The 460-nt window shown below is 42.6% G+C and carries 1 protein-coding gene; it reads right to left on the bottom strand.

Annotated features, from left to right (window positions below):
* Nucleotides 1-460 (bottom strand): ABC transporter ATP-binding protein (locus GFC01_RS18115; RefSeq protein ID WP_152948507.1); only part of this gene is annotated, 460 nt, incomplete at both ends.

Raw genomic sequence — 460 nt, 5'->3', positions numbered from 1 at the left:
GCTTCACACCGCCTAAGACACCTTGCGTTTTCATAATATCCTCGAAAAACATTTTTCTTTCTAAAGCGCCTTTATTCAACTGTGTATAAATCTGTCCATCCTTGATAAAAATGACGCGGCTTGAATAGCTGGCTGCGACAGGATCATGTGTCACCATCACAATGGTCGCTTTTCGTTTACGATTGAAATCTTGCAGCTTGTTGAGCAGGTCAGATGCAGATTTGGAATCAAGTGCCCCTGTAGGTTCATCAGCGAAAATAAGACTTGGTTCATGAATGAAGGCACGCACCGCCGATGTCCGCTGCTTTTGTCCACCAGAGAGTTCATTCGGGTATTTGTCTCTTAGTTCATAAATCCCCATGTCTTCTGCGAGCTGCTGAAAACGTTCAAAAGCTTCTTTTTTTGGTGTTTTGGAGATGGATAAAGGCAAAAGAATATTTTCTTTGACCGTGAGTGTATC

It is taken from the genome of Desulfofundulus thermobenzoicus (genome assembly GCF_009428905.1).
Classification (GTDB): domain Bacteria; phylum Bacillota; class Desulfotomaculia; order Desulfotomaculales; family Desulfovirgulaceae; genus Desulfofundulus_A; species Desulfofundulus_A thermobenzoicus.
Note: the sequence above shows the minus strand (reverse complement) of the source record. Positions and strands in the feature narration are given on the sequence as shown.